13 protein-coding genes are annotated in these 13,262 nt (G+C 71.7%); 4 read left to right on the forward strand and 9 right to left on the reverse strand.

Annotated elements, in window-relative coordinates; genetic code table 11:
- Positions 1 to 5 precede the first annotated feature (5 nt).
- Positions 6 to 1,514, reverse strand: a complete 1,509-nt coding sequence (gene lysS, locus V6V47_RS10135) for a lysine--tRNA ligase (protein WP_334627833.1) — start codon at positions 1,512 to 1,514, stop codon at positions 6 to 8.
- 88 nt (positions 1,515 to 1,602) lie between these two features.
- Here lysS and V6V47_RS10140 point away from each other — a divergent pair, with 88 nt between their 5' ends.
- Positions 1,603 to 2,343: a class I SAM-dependent methyltransferase gene (locus V6V47_RS10140; RefSeq protein ID WP_334627834.1), complete on the forward strand. Its 741-nt coding sequence runs from the start codon at positions 1,603 to 1,605 to the stop codon at positions 2,341 to 2,343.
- 4 nt (positions 2,344 to 2,347) lie between these two features.
- Here V6V47_RS10140 and V6V47_RS10145 read toward each other — a convergent pair whose 3' ends face one another.
- The 8 genes from V6V47_RS10145 to V6V47_RS10180 all read right to left on the reverse strand — a co-directional run bounded on the left by V6V47_RS10145 (position 2,348) and on the right by V6V47_RS10180 (position 9,894).
- Entirely contained in the window at positions 2,348 to 3,106 is a 759-nt protein-coding gene (locus V6V47_RS10145; protein WP_334627835.1) for a type III pantothenate kinase, read from the reverse strand.
- Positions 3,107 to 3,123: 17 nt separating this feature from the next.
- Positions 3,124 to 4,020: a carboxylating nicotinate-nucleotide diphosphorylase gene (gene nadC / locus V6V47_RS10150; protein WP_334627836.1), complete on the reverse strand. Its 897-nt coding sequence runs from the start codon at positions 4,018 to 4,020 to the stop codon at positions 3,124 to 3,126.
- Positions 4,017 to 5,711, reverse strand: coding sequence for an L-aspartate oxidase (locus V6V47_RS10155; RefSeq protein ID WP_334627837.1), 1,695 nt, complete (start codon positions 5,709 to 5,711; stop codon positions 4,017 to 4,019). The genes nadC and V6V47_RS10155 overlap by 4 nt, the downstream gene beginning before the upstream one ends.
- A 99-nt stretch (positions 5,712 to 5,810) precedes the next feature.
- A complete protein-coding gene (locus V6V47_RS10160) occupies positions 5,811 to 6,707 on the reverse strand; it encodes a septum formation family protein (protein WP_334627838.1) in 897 nt (298 codons plus the stop codon).
- 96 nt (positions 6,708 to 6,803) lie between these two features.
- The gene (gene panD, locus V6V47_RS10165; protein ID WP_334627839.1) at positions 6,804 to 7,232 is read right to left on the reverse strand and encodes an aspartate 1-decarboxylase; all 429 of its coding nucleotides are present in this window, start codon (positions 7,230 to 7,232) and stop codon (positions 6,804 to 6,806) included.
- Positions 7,233 to 7,277: 45 nt separating this feature from the next.
- Positions 7,278 to 8,126, reverse strand: a complete 849-nt coding sequence (panC, locus tag V6V47_RS10170; protein ID WP_334627950.1) for a pantoate--beta-alanine ligase — start codon at positions 8,124 to 8,126, stop codon at positions 7,278 to 7,280.
- Positions 8,127 to 8,161: 35 nt separating this feature from the next.
- On the reverse strand, positions 8,162 to 9,142 hold the full coding sequence (locus V6V47_RS10175) for a Rossmann-like and DUF2520 domain-containing protein (RefSeq protein WP_334627840.1): 981 nt from the start codon (positions 9,140 to 9,142) through the stop codon (positions 8,162 to 8,164).
- A gap of 110 nt (positions 9,143 to 9,252) precedes the next feature.
- Positions 9,253 to 9,894 (reverse strand): TetR/AcrR family transcriptional regulator, encoded by a 642-nt coding sequence (locus tag V6V47_RS10180; protein ID WP_334627841.1) that lies wholly within the window; start codon positions 9,892 to 9,894, stop codon positions 9,253 to 9,255.
- Positions 9,895 to 9,980: 86 nt separating this feature from the next.
- On the opposite strand from V6V47_RS10180, the gene V6V47_RS10185 reads away from it, so the two are divergent.
- The 3 genes from V6V47_RS10185 to V6V47_RS10195 all read left to right on the forward strand — a co-directional run bounded on the left by V6V47_RS10185 (position 9,981) and on the right by V6V47_RS10195 (position 13,260).
- Positions 9,981 to 10,889 carry an SDR family oxidoreductase gene (locus V6V47_RS10185; RefSeq protein WP_334627842.1) on the forward strand — a complete coding sequence of 303 codons (909 nt, stop codon included), beginning with the start codon at positions 9,981 to 9,983 and terminating at the stop codon, positions 10,887 to 10,889.
- An 89-nt stretch (positions 10,890 to 10,978) separates the two neighbouring features.
- Complete coding sequence (locus V6V47_RS10190; protein ID WP_334627843.1) at positions 10,979 to 12,076, forward strand: SAM-dependent methyltransferase; 1,098 nt, start codon at positions 10,979 to 10,981, stop codon at positions 12,074 to 12,076.
- Entirely contained in the window at positions 12,073 to 13,260 is a 1,188-nt protein-coding gene (locus V6V47_RS10195; RefSeq protein ID WP_334627844.1) for an NADH-quinone oxidoreductase subunit D, read from the forward strand. Before V6V47_RS10190 ends, V6V47_RS10195 begins: the two co-directional genes overlap by 4 nt.
- The last annotated feature ends 2 nt before the right edge of the window (positions 13,261 to 13,262 follow it).

A 13,262-nucleotide genomic window follows, 5' to 3' on the forward strand; every position in this document is an offset into this window, starting at 1 on the left:
CCGGACTACTCCGAGCGAACCAACGGGAAGAGGATCGTTTCCCGAATTCCCAGCCCGGTCAGCGCCATCAGAAGTCGGTCGATTCCCATTCCCATACCGCCGGCCGGCGGCATTCCGTACTCGATCGCCCGCAGGAAGTCCTCGTCGAGACGCATCGCCTCGTCGTCCCCCCGGGCGGCGAGCTGCGCCTGGGCCACCAGGCGGTCCCGCTGCACCACGGGGTCGACCAGCTCGGAGTACGCGGTGCCCAGCTCGAACCCGAGCACGTACAGGTCCCACTTCTCGGCCAGCCCCGGCTCGGTGCGGTGCGCCCGGGTCAGCGGGCTGGTCTCCTCCGGGTAGTCCATGACGAAGGTGGGGGCCTGAAGGCTGGGAACGACCAGTTCCTCGAACAGTTCCTCGGCCAGCTTGCCCGGGCCCCACTTCGGGTCCACGGCCAATCCCACCTTGTCCGCGTACTCCACGAGGCGGGACCGTTCGGTGCGGACCGTGACTTCCTCGCCGAGCGCCTCGGAAAGCACCCCGAACAGGGTCACCGACCGCCACTCGCCGCCCAGGTCGAACTCCCGCCCGTCGGCGTGGGTCACCACGGTCGAGCCGCTGACCGCGATCGCCGACTGTTGCACGAGATTGCGGGTCAACTCGGCCATCGTGCCGTAGTCGCCGTACGCCTCGTACGTCTCCAGCATCGCGAACTCCGGTGAGTGCGAAGAGTCGACACCCTCATTACGGAAGTTGCGGTTGATCTCGAAGACGCGCTCAACCCCGCCGACCACGGCGCGCTTGAGAAACAGTTCCGGAGCGATTCGCAGATACAGATCGGTGTTCAACGCATTGCTGTGCGTCACGAACGGTCGGGCCGCCGCGCCACCATGCAGCAGTTGCAGCATCGGGGTTTCCACCTCGATGTAACCCTGCCCGTGCAACGAATCGCGCAGACTCCGCACCGCTGCGGCCCGGGTACGAACCATCTGCCGGGCCTGCGGCCGGACGATCAGGTCGACGTAGCGCTGCCGGACCCGGGCCTCCTCGGAGAGCGGCTTGTGCGCCACCGGCAGCGGCCGCAGCGCCTTGGCGGTCATGTCCCACCGCTCGGCCAGCACCGACAGCTCACCCCGCCGGCTGGTGATCACCTCGCCGGTGACACCGACGAGGTCGCCCAGGTCGACCAGGCGCTTCCAGTCCTCCAGCCGCTCCGCCCCCACCCGGTCCAGGGAGAGCATCGCCTGCAGCTCGGTGCCGTCGCCGTCGCGCAGGGTCGCGAAGCAGAGCTTGCCGGTGTTGCGTACGAAGATCACCCGGCCGGTGACCGCGACCCCGTCACCGGTGGCCGTGTCGGTGGGCAGGTCGGCGTAGCGCGTCCGGATCTCCGCCAGGGTGGCCGTACGGGGAAAGCCGACCGGGTACGGCTCGATGCCCTCGGCGAGCATCCGGTCCCGCTTCTCCCGGCGGACCTTCATCTGCTCGGGAAGGTCATCGGCGGGGTCCACTGGCACGGCGTTCTGCTCGCTCACGGCACGCTTCCTCAGGGAGATTTCGGCGGGGTCAGCCCCCGAGCGTACTCAAGCCGCCGAGCGGTAGTTACCGGATAACCTGCCCGCCATGGTGAATCACACTGAGGCCCTCTCGTTCGGCGCGGCGGCAGCGGAGTACGACCGGTTCCGACCCCGTTATCCGGAGGCGGCGGTCCGCTGGGCACTGGAAGGGGCGGGCTCCAACGCTCGAGTCGTCGACCTTGGCGCGGGCACCGGAATCCTCACCCGTGCGGTCCTCGGGCTCGGGCACGAGGTGACCGCGGTCGAACCCGACCCGGGGATGCGCGCCCAGCTCACGGTGACCACCCCGGAGGTCGACGTGCTGAGCGGGGGAGCCGAGTCCATACCGCTGCCGGACGCGGCTGCCGACGCGGTGGTCGTCGGGCAGGCCTACCACTGGTTCGACCGCGAACAGGCGCATCCGGAGATCGCCCGGGTCCTTCGGGCGGGCGGCACGTTCGCCCCGATCTGGAACATCAGGGACGACCGACTCGGATGGGTGACCGAGCTGGGTCGAATCGCCCACATGGGCGAGAACGCCAATAGCCTGGTCGAGTCGGTGACCACCTTCGGCCCGGCCTTCGCCGAGGTGGAGTTCGGCGAGTTCGCCCACCACACCGCCCTCACCGCGGACGAGGTGGTCGCCATGATCCACACCCGGTCGTACTACCTGACGGCCGACGATCGGCGCCAGGAGGCGGTCGACCGGGAGCTGCGGGAACTCTTCGCCACCCATCCGGACCTGGCCGGACGCGAGACCGTCGACCTGCCGTACCGGACTCTGGTCTTCCGCGCTCGACGGCGCTGAGACGTCAGAGGTTGCGCTCGTAGACCATCCGCAGGCCGATCAGCGTGATCATCGGCTCGTGGTGGGTGATCGTGCGGCACTCGTTGATCACCAGGGACGCGAGGCCGCCGGTCGCGATCACCGCCTTCACCTCACCCAGCTCCTCGGTCATCCGCTCGACGATCCGGTCCACCTGCCCGGCGAAACCGAAGTACAGGCCGGCCTGGAGGCACTCCACGGTGTTCTTGCCGATCACCGAGCGCGGCTTGGTCGCCTCGACCTTGCGCAGCTGGGCGGCGCGGGCGGCCAGCGCGTCGAAGGAGATCTCGATACCCGGGGCGAACGCCCCACCGAGGAAGTCACCCCGACCGCTGATCACGTCGAAGTTGGTCGTCGTGCCGAAATCCACCACGATCGACGGCCCGCCATAGAGGGTGTACGCGGCCAGCGTGTTCACCACCCGGTCGGCGCCCACCTCCTTCGGGTTGTCGATCGCCAACTGCACACCGGTCCGCACTCCGGGCTCGACGATCACGCTCGGCAGGTCGGCGTAGTAACGGCTGAGCATGGTGCGCAGCGACCGCAACGCCGCCGGCACCGTGGAGCAGGCGGCCACCCCGGTGATCTCGACGTTGTCACCCGCGAGCAGACCCCGGAACATCAGACCCAGCTCGTCCGCCGTGGAGCGGGCGTCGGTCTTGATCCGCCAGGAGTGCACCAGCTTGTCGCCGTCGAAGGTCGCCAGCACGGTGTTGGTGTTTCCGATGTCGATGCAGAGCAGCACGCACGCAGCCTAGACAACTAGTCGGTGCGCAGGTCCATCGCGATGTCCAGGATCGGCGACGAGTGGGTCAGCGCGCCCACCGAGAGGAAGTCGACGCCCGTGGCCGCGTACCGGCCGGCGACCTCCAGGGTCAGCCCGCCGGTCGCCTCCAGCTCCGCCCGGTCGCCCACCGCGGCCACCGCCTCGGCCAGCACCTCCGGGGTCATGTTGTCGCACAGCAGGAAGTCCGCGCCGGCCTCGACAGCCTCCACCGCCTCGCCGACAGTGGTCACCTCGACCTGCACCGGCACCTCCGGGAACGCCTCCCGGACCCGTCGGTAGGCCGGGGTGATGCCCCCGGCGGCGAGCTTGTGGTTGTCCTTGATCATGGCCACGTCGAAGAGGCCCATCCGCTTGTTGGTGCCGCCACCGGCCCGCACCGCGTACTTCTCCAGAGCCCGCAGCCCCGGCGTGGTCTTGCGGGTGTCCAGCACCATCGCCTTCGTGCCGGCCAGCGCGTCCGCCCAGGCGCGGGTGTGGGTGGCTACCCCGGACATCCGGCAGAGGAGGTTGAGCGCGGTCCGCTCGGCGGTGAGCAGCAGCCGGGTCGGCCCGGCCACCGTCAGCAGCACGTCACCGCGGGCCACCCGCTCGCCGTCGCGGGCCAGCACCGACACCTCGACGGTACGGCCGAAGCCGGTCAGCTCGCCGACCAGCTCGAACACCGCCGTGGCGACGGCCAGGCCGGCCAGCACGCCGTCCGCGCGGGCCACCAGATCGGCGGTGTCGGTCTGCTGCGCCGGGATGGTGGCCACGCTGGTGACATCGAGAAAGTCCGGCCCCAGATCCTCGACCAGCGCGGTCTCGATCACCCGTCGCACCTGCGCCGGGTCCAGTCCGGCCTCCCGCAACGCCCGCTGCGTCGACTCCGTCATCTCGCTCCCTCCCAGTGCTGCGACAACCCGCCCTGCGCCCCGATCGACCCGACCAGGTGGCCCAGCCACCGCTCGTCGGCCGTCGGGAAATCCTCCCGCCAGTGGCAACCCCGGGTCTCGCCGCGCGCGTACGCGGCAGCCACCAACGTCGACGCCACGGTGAGCAGGTTGGTCGCCTCCCAGTCGGCGGTCCGCGGCCGCCCACGGGTGGTGCCCAGCCCGGTCAGCGTCCCGGCCGTCTCGGCCAACGTCCCGGCCGAGCGGAGCACCCCCGCGCCCCGGGTCATCGCCCGCTGCAGGGCCGGCGTCGACTCGCTCGGCAGGACCCAGCCCGCGCCCCCGCGCCAGGCGCCGGTGTCCGCCGGACGAGCCTGCTCGGGCAGACCCGCCGCGATGTCGTCGGCGATTCGCCGGGAGAACACCAGGCCCTCCAGCAGCGAGTTGCTGGCCAGTCGGTTCGCGCCGTGCACACCGGTGCAGGCAACCTCACCGCACGCGTACAGGCCGGGGATCGACGTACGGCCGCGCAGGTCGGTACGGACGCCGCCGGAGGCGTAGTGCGCGGCCGGCGCGACCGGAATCAGGTCGGTGGCCGGGTCGACGCCGATCGCCAGGCAGGACGCGACGATGGTCGGGAACCGCCCGGCCAGGAAATCCCCACCGAGGTGCCGGGCGTCGAGGAAGACGTGGTCCGCGCCGCTGGCCACCAGCACCCGGTGGATGCCCTTGGCCACCACGTCCCGGGGCGCCAGCTCGGCCAGCTCGTGCTGGCCCACCATGAACCGCTTGCCGTCCGCGTCCACCAGGTACGCGCCCTCACCGCGCAGCGCCTCCGAGACCAACGGCTGCTGCGCGTGCCCGACGCCGGATGCCCCCGAGCCGGACGGGGTGATCAGGGCGGTCGGATGGAACTGGACGAACTCCACGTCGGTCACCGCCGCACCGGCCCGCATCGCCAACGCCACCCCGTCCCCGGTGGAGACCGCGGGGTTGGTGGTGGCCGCGAAGATCTGGCCCATCCCGCCGGTGGCCAGCACCACCGCCCGGGCCAGCAGTGCGCCGACGCCGTCCTCGCTGCCCTCACCGAGCACGTGCAGGGTGATCCCGCAGGCCGGGCCCAGCCCGTCCGGGCCGTCGCCGGGCGCCCGGAGCAGGTCCAGCACCAGAGCGTGCTCGACCAGCCGGATCCACGGGTCGCGCTGCACCGCCGCGTGCAGCGCCCGCTGCACCTCGGCGCCGGTGGCATCCCCGCCGGCGTGCACGATCCGGTCCGCCCGGTGCCCGCCCTCGCGGGTCAACATCAGCGAGCCGTCCGGGTGCCGGTCGAACTCGGCGCCGATCCGCATCAGCTCCCGCAACCGGGTCGGGCCCTCCTCGACGAGCACCCGGACCGCCGCCGGGTCGCACAGCCCCACCCCGGCGACCTCGGTGTCGAAGGCGTGCGCCGCCGGGGTGTCCTGCGGGTCGAGCACGGCGGCGATGCCACCCTGCGCCCATCGGGTCGAGCCGTCGTCGATGTTGACCTTGGTGACGACCGTGACGTGCAGGCCCGCCTCGCGCAGGTGCAGCGCCGCGGTCAACCCGGCCACCCCGGAGCCCACCACGATCACGTCGGTGGTCTCCACCCAGCCGGGCGCGGGCGCGGCCAGCAACGAGGGCAGGGCCGGCAGGTCGACGCGCGGGAGGTCCATCCCCCCAGTCAACCCGAACCATCCTCGCTCGGGGCGGCGGGGGCGCGACGAGTGTTATGGGCTACCCCGTACCGCGCCGCGCCGACCCGGAGGCCGTGGTCACTTCGTCCGGACCGGCAGGCCGGCCGGGCCCGCGCCCCGCAACGAGCCGGTCACCGTACGGTCGCTGAGCCACAGGTAGCAGCGGACCCCTCGATCGCCCACCCGCCAACGCCCCGCACCCGGCGGACGGACCACCACGGCGACCCGGAACCGCAGCTCCGCGTCGTCTGGCACGCCGGCGTACCGACTGAGGACGCTGCGGCAGCCGTCGTACAGCGGCGCCCAGTCGGCGTCCCGCGTCGGGTACGGCTTGTCCGGTGCGCGCCACACCCCGACGAACTCGGCGTCGTGCCGACCACCACACTCCAGCGGAGTCAGCGTCTGCGTGCCCCGGACCGTGCCGCCGCGGGTCTGCTGGCAGCCCAACCGCAGCGCGGAGGGGCCCTTCAGCGCGTCGCGCAGGCTGCCCGACCGGACCACCACGGTGGCCGCCGCCTCGACCGTGGTCAGCTCACTGAGATCGCACCGGTAGAAGCGGGAACCCGCAGCCCAGCCCGGCCCGGAGGGTAGCGCCACCGACAGCCGCAGCCGGCCGGCCCGCCAGTCGTCGCCCACGTACCCGGTGGCCCGGGTGTCGCACTCGGCGAACGCGCCACGCAGCTCCGCCGAGCCGCCGGCCGGAGCGGTGGCCCGCTCGATCGGGAACACCCCCACGTGCACGGTCTCCACCCGGTGCGGGCCGGCGCAGTCCACCGGCTGGTAGCTCGCCAGGGTGACCACATCGGTGAAGTCGGCGGCCTGACACACGCCGGCGGCCGGCGCGAACGCCGCCGCGGCTGGCATCGCTGCCCAGTCGTCGGTCAGGTCACCGTCCAGGCCACCGGAGGAGGCGCAGCCGACCAGCAGAACTGCCGCGACGGCAGTGGCGAGCAGGGTCGTCATCGCACGACGCATCGCGGCCTCCCCCAGGCACCGACCAGCTTCCGCCAGCGGAACAAGGGTAACCGGAAATGACCAGCCGGTAACAGACCGGGATCGCGTCGCGCGAGATCAGGCGCCCAACACGGCCAGGGGGTTGGGCACCGGGGCACCAGCCGTACCGGGGGCCACCGCGGCCGGGTCGCTGCCCAACTCGATCACCCGGTTGTCGGCGTCCACATGCACCACCCGCGGCCGGTACGTCCGTGCCTCGGCGTCGTCGAACTGCCCGTACGAGATCAGGATGACCAGGTCACCGGGGTGCACGAGGTGCGCGGCGGCACCGTTGATGCCGATCACCCCACTGCCCCGTTCGCCCGCGATGACGTACGTCTCCAGCCGGGCCCCGTTGGTGATGTCCACGATCGCCACCTGCTCGCCGGGGAGCAGGTCGGCGGCGTCGAGCAGATCCTGATCCACCGTCACCGAGCCGACGTAGTGCAGGTCGGCCTGGGTCACGGTCGCCCGGTGGATCTTCGACTTGAACATGGTCCGCAACATCAGGGTGGCCTTTCGGACGAGTGGTGGAGGGTGCGGCGGGAGGGGTCAGGGACGGGGAGCGAGCCGGATCGCCGCATTGTCGATCAACCGGGTGGCGCCCACCCACGCGGCGATCACCAGCCGCGCCGGCCCGGACACCGGCGCCGGCTGCAACTCGGAATCGGTCAGCACCAGGTAGTCGAGGCGGGCGCCGGGCGTACCAGCGTCGAACGCGGCCTGCGCGGCGGTCAGCACGGCCCCCGCGTCGAGGCCAGCGTCGGCGGCCTCAGCGCCAGCCCGCAGCGCGGCGGACAGGCTCAGCGCGGCCGCCCGCTCCGGCTCGCTCAGGTAGCGGTTGCGGCTGGACAGCGCCAACCCGTCCGGCTCCCGGACGGTCGGCACGCCGACCACCTCGACCGGCACATCCAGGTCCCGTGCCATCCGCCGGACCAGGGTGAGCTGCTGGTAGTCCTTCTCGCCGAAGAACGCCAGCTCAGGCTGGGTGAGCTGGAGCAGCTTCAGCACCACCGTGAGGACACCGTGGAAGAAGCCGGGGCGACTCGCGCCCTCCAACTCCGCGCCGAGTGGGCCCGGATCGAGCCGTACCCGGGGCTGGCCGTCCGGGTACATGTCGACCACCGATGGGGCGAAGACCAGGTCGGCACCGGCCCGCCGGCACACCTCCAGGTCCGCGTCGAGGGTCCGTGGATAGCGGTCGAAGTCCTCGTTCGGCCCGAACTGCAGCGGGTTCACGAAGATCGTCACCAGCACGTGGTCGGCCTGCTTCCGGGCCGCGCGCAGCAGCGTCTCGTGGCCGGAGTGCAGCGCACCCATGGTCATCACCACGCCGACCGTGCCTTTCAGCCCGGCGCGGGCCTTGGCCAGGTCGGTCCGGGTGTGCACGAGTTGGGTCACCCCATCACCTCGCAGGATCGGCTCGGTCCCCGCGCTCACGCCGCCACCTCCCGGTCGGTGTTGGCGAGCACGCCGAGCAGCGACTCCGCGTCCACCGGCTGGAGCCGGCCGGCGGCGATCGCCCGGTCAGCGGTGCGCCGGGCCAAGGCCAGGTAGGCGGGGACCGACTCCGGGGCGGTGGCGGCCAACCGGGCCAGGTGCCGCTGGACCGTACCCGCGTCGCCCCGGGAGACCGGGCCGGTCAGCGCGTCGTCGCCGAGCCGCAGCGCATTCTCCAGGGCGGCCCGCAGCAGCGGGGCGAGCACCTTCTCCGGACGGGCCACCCCGGCGTCGCGCAGCCGGTCGGTCGCCTCATTCACCAGCGTCACCAGGTGGTTCGCGCCGTGCGCCAGCGCGGCGTGGTAGAGCGGCCGGTCCGCCTCGCCCACCCACTCGGGCACCCCACCGAGGTCGGTGACCAGCCGGGCAGCCAGTGGGCGCAGCTCCGTCGGGGCGGTCACCCCGTACGAGATGCCGGCCAACCGGCCCAGGTCGTCCGGCGTACCGGTGAAGGTCATGGCGGGGTGCAGGGCGAGCGGCCGGGCGCCGACCTCGGCGGCCGGTGCCAGCACGGCCAGCCCGTGCGCGCCGGAGGTGTGCGCGACCACCTGGCCCGGACGCAACGCGCCCCGGTCGGCGAGGTCGGCGACCACCCCGGCCAGCGCGTCGTCCGGCACCGCGATCAGCAGCAGGTCGGCGGCGGCGTGGGCGACGGCGACGACCGGGCGGGGGGGCACCTCGGGCAGCAGCAGGGCCAGCCGGGCCCTGCTGGCGCCGGAATCGCCGGTGACGGCGACCACCCGGTGCCCGGCGGCGGCGAGGGCGGCGCCCAACACGGCACCGACCCGGCCGGCGCCGATGACACCGACCGTGAGCAGACGTGGGGTGGCAGCAGCCGGGGCGCCGGGAACGGCGCGATCCCGCAGTGCGGCAGGCCCATGCGGGGCGGCCGGACGCGGGCGCAACGGTGCGCTCATGACGACGATCCAGTCCTCGAGAAGGGGTACCGGTCGATCGCAAGTATGCGCCCGCAGCACAGAACCGGAACAAGCATGTGTGAAAACGTTCACCACCGAAGGAAGGGTGGTTAGTCGACGTCTCCGGTCGTACGGGGGACACCGCCGACGGCATGGCCCGGGGGCGAAGTGATCGCGCGCAGTTCGCTGGCCACCTCGGCGATCAGGTCGGCGAGCGAGGCATCGCTGTTGGGCGCGACCCAGCGGGCGTACGCGACGCGGAAGACCGTGCCACCCGACTCGGCGGCCAGCGTGGCCGTGGTCTCGCCGAGGCCCTTGGCGCGCAGGGCGGCAGTGATCGCAGCCATCATTGCGCCCGTTTTGCGTAGTTCACGCTCCTGCAGCTCGGGACTGCTCTCAATGATGGACTGGCGCATCCGGACCAGCTCACGGCGGTCGGCGAAGATTTCCGCCGCCACCCGCCGGAAGGCGGCCACCACCGCCTCGAAAGGGGCGGCGTCCGTCTCGGCCACCGCCTTGACCAGGACCTCCTCCAGGTGCCCACTGCCGCTGAAGAGAGCCTCGCGCTTGTCACCAAAGAGCCGGTAGAAGGTGCGTTTGTCGACGCCGGCACGGGCGGCGATGTCGGCGACGGTGGTCTGCTCGAAGCTGCGCTCGCGGAACAGCTCGAAGGCGGCCGCCTCCAAGCGACCGCGCGCGTCTGGTTGCCAGCGAGCCATCTGGCGATGGTATCCGATGTCACGTTGCGACATTCTTTTTCCTGAACCATGTCACCTTGCGACATCACGAGGTACGGTCATGTCGCAAGGTGACATGACCCTCCTACGAAGGAATTACCATGCGTGTATTCGTCACAGGCGCCTCCGGTCATCTCGGGTCCGCAGTCGTGCCGGAATTGCTCTCCGCCGGACACAAGGTCGTCGGCCTGGCCCGCTCCGACACGTCTGCCGCCGCGATCGAGAGGCTCGGCGCTGAGGCACGCCGCGGCGACCTGTCCGACCTTGACGTGCTTCGTGCGGAAGCGGCCGCCGCCGACGGAGTAATCCACCTGGCCTTCCGCCACGACCTCATGCTCAACGGCGACATGGGCGGCGCAGCCGAGGCCGATCTGGACGCCCTCAAGGCACTCGCCGACGGTCTGGACGGCTCCGGCAAACCCCTGGTTGGCACGAGCGGGACGGCGATGCTGGCGATGGGCGGCGTCGTCGGCCGCTCCGGTACCGAACACGACACCTTCCCGAGCGGCTACCGGATCGACGCGGAGAACTTCGTGGCCGGTCTTGCCTCTCGCGGGGTGCGCTCCTCTGTCGTCCGGCTCGCACCCACGGTGCACAGCACGCTCGACCACTACGGCTTCATCGTCGCCATCGTCGCTGCCGCCCGGCAGAACGGGTACGCCGCGTACGTCGGCGAGGGCGACAACCGGTGGCCGGCCGTGCACACGCTCGACGCGGCCGAGCTCTACCGGCTCGCCCTCGAAAAGGCCCCGGCCGGTGCGCGCCTGCACGCGGCCGCCGACGAGGGGGTCCCCTTCCACCAGATCGCCGCTGCCATCGGCCGCAATCTCGACATCCCGGTCCGGAGCATCGAGCCCGACGAGGCGAACGACTACTTCGGCTTCCTCGGGTCGTTCGCGCAGATGGACAATCCGACGTCGTCGGCGATCACGCGCGAACTGCTGGGCTGGGCCCCTACCCGTCCCGGCCTGATCGCCGACCTGCACGAAGGGCACTATTTCCAGGCATGAAGGACGACCGCGAGCGGGGATCACGGTCGTCCCGCAACCGGTGGCCGTAGGGTCGGCACGGTGACGCACGCTGAGCTCGGAGTGAACTGATGTCGATCCCGTGGCGGGACGCGATGAGCCGGGCCCTCTACGGGCCGGACGGCTTCTTCGTCACCGGCACCGGGCCGGCCGCCCACTTCCGGACCAGCGTGCACGCCTCCCCCGCGTTCACCGCCGCGCTGCTGCGCCTGATCACGCAGGTGGACGTAGCGCTCTCCCACCCCGCCCGGTTTGATGTCGTCGACGTGGGGGCTGGGCGGGGAGAGCTGCTCCATGGCCTGCTTGCCCTCGTCGCATCCGAGGGCGCCGTCGGGCTTGGGGTGGGGGGTTCCGCCCGCCCGTCTGGCGACGATCCGTCGCTGGTCACCGCTCGTCCGTCGCTTGCGGAACGGGTGCGGTTCACGGCGGTTGAGCTGGCCCCCCGCCCCGAACACCTGACTGAGCAGATCAACTGGGTGTCCGAGATTCCTGACGGGATCACCGGCGTTCTGCTGGCAACCGAGTGGTTGGACAACGTGCCACTGGACGTGGCGGTGCACACCGAAGACGGCTGGCGCTATCTGCTGGTCGATCCCGACAGCGGCGCGGAGACCGTTGGTGGGCCGGTCAGCCCTCCTGATCTCGACTGGCTGACGACCTGGTGGCCGGCGAGCCCGGACAGCGCGGAAACCCCCCACAGCGACCAGCAGCGGGCCGAGATCGGCCGGACCAGGGACGACGCCTGGGCGGAGGCGGTCAAGAAGGTGCAACGCGGGATGGCCGTGGCCGTCGACTACGGGCACCTGGGCGAGAGTCGACCCGTGGACGGGACGTTGACCGGTTACCGGGGTGGGCGACAGGTGCCGCCGGTACCGGACGGATCGGCTGACGTGACCGCGCACGTCGCCATGGATTCGGTCGCCTCCGCCGGTGCGGCGGTCGCTCGGTGTGCGTACTCCCTGGTCTCGCAGCGGGAGGCGCTGCGGGCGCCCGGGGCCGACGGCGGGCGACCGCCGCTCAGCCTGGCCGGCACCGACCCGGTCGGCTACGTGCGGGCGCTGGCCGCCGCGTCGGCGGTGGCCGAGCTGACCGATCCGACCGGGCTCGGCGGCCACTGGTGGCTGCGCCAACCGGTCGGCATTCCGCTCGGGCCGGCCGTGGCACGATGACGGGCATGACCACCGACGCCGGGGACCTCCGTGAACTGACCGTCGGCACCGGTGCCGGCCTGGTCGCCGGCACGGGCGGTGAGCAGCTCGGCACCGACATGGTGCTGAACATCGGCCCGCAACACCCCTCCACCCACGGCGTGCTGCGGTTGAAGCTGGTGCTCGACGGCGAGCGGGTGATCGCCTGCGAACCGATCGTCGGCTACATGCACCGGGGGGCGGAGAAGCTCTTCGAGGTACGCGACTACCGGCAGATCATCGTGCTGGCCAACCGGCACGACTGGCTCTCGGCGTTCTCCAACGAGCTGGGTGTGGTGCTCGCGGTGGAGCGGCTGATGGGCATGGAGGTGCCGGAGCGGGCCACCTGGCTGCGGATGGCCCTCGCCGAGCTGAACCGGGTGCTCAACCACCTGATGTTCCTCGGCTCCTACCCGCTGGAGATCGGGGCGATCACGCCGGTCTTCTACGCCTTCCGGGAACGGGAGACCATCCAGGCGGTGATGGAGGAGGTCTCCGGCGGCCGGATCCACTACATGTTCAACCGGGTGGGCGGCCTCAAGGAGGAGGTGCCCTACGGCTGGACCGGCCGGGCCCGCGCGGCGATCGGCGAGGTCCGCCGGCGGCTGCCCGACCTGGACCACCTGATCCGGCGCAACGAGATCTTCCTCGCCCGGACGGTGGGCGTGGGGGTGCTCTCCGCCGCCGACGCCGCCGCGTTCGGCGCGTCCGGGCCGGTGGCCCGGGCCTCCGGGCTCGACCTGGACCTGCGCCGCGACGATCCCTACCTGGCCTACGACGAGCTGGACGTGCCGGTGGTGACGAAGACCGCCGGAGACTGCCACGCCCGCTTCGAGGTGCTGCTCGACCAGGTGTACGTCTCGCTGGACCTCGCCGAGCAGTGCCTGGACCGGGTGGACCAGCTGACCGGGCCGATCAACACCCGGCTGCCCAAGGTGCTGAAGGCCCCGGAGGGGCACACGTACGCCTGGACCGAGAACCCGCTCGGCATCAACGGCTACTACCTGGTCTCCCGCGGCGAGAAGACACCGTGGCGGTTGAAGCTGCGCACCGCCTCGTACGCCAACGTGCAGGCGCTGGCCACCCTGCTCCCCGGCTGCCTGGTGCCGGACCTGATCGCGATCCTCGGCTCGATGTTCTTCGTGGTCGGGGACATCGACAAGTGACC

This window comes from Micromonospora sp. CPCC 205539 (genome assembly GCF_036906815.1).
Taxonomy (GTDB): domain Bacteria; phylum Actinomycetota; class Actinomycetes; order Mycobacteriales; family Micromonosporaceae; genus Micromonospora.